We start from the raw sequence: 538 nt of genomic DNA, 5'->3' as shown, positions 1-538 counted from the left end.
GCGGCCTTCGGGACAGAGGAGACAGGTGGTGCATGGTTGTCGTCAGCTCGTGTCGTGAGATGTTGGGTTAAGTCCCGCAACGAGCGCAACCCTTAACTTTAGTTGCCAGCAAGTAATGTTGGGCACTCTAGAGTGACTGCCGGTGACAAACCGGAGGAAGGTGGGGATGACGTCAAATCATCATGCCCCTTATGACCTGGGCTACACACGTACTACAATGGCCGGTACAACGGGAAGCGAAGCCGCGAGGTGAAGCCAATCCCATCAAAGCCGGTCTCAGTTCGGATTGCAGGCTGCAACTCGCCTGCATGAAGTCGGAATTGCTAGTAATCGCGGATCAGCATGCCGCGGTGAATACGTTCCCGGGTCTTGTACACACCGCCCGTCACACCACGAGAGTTTACAACACCCGAAGTCGGTGGGGTAACCCGCAAGGGAGCCAGCCGCCGAAGGTGGGGTAGATGATTGGGGTGAAGTCGTAACAAGGTAGCCGTATCGGAAGGTGCGGCTGGATCACCTCCTTTCTATGGAGAATCGT

General features: G+C 56.1%; 1 rRNA gene. It reads left to right on the top strand.

The window, feature by feature from the left end:
* Positions 1–524 (top strand): 16S ribosomal RNA (locus tag UQ64_RS27575); the annotation flags it as partial.
* Positions 525–538: the final 14 nt, after the last annotated feature.

Source organism: Paenibacillus etheri (genome assembly GCF_001012825.1).
Lineage (GTDB): Bacteria > Bacillota > Bacilli > Paenibacillales > Paenibacillaceae > Paenibacillus_AQ > Paenibacillus_AQ etheri.
The sequence above is the reverse complement of the archived record's forward strand: the minus strand, read 5'-3'. Positions and strand labels throughout refer to the sequence as shown.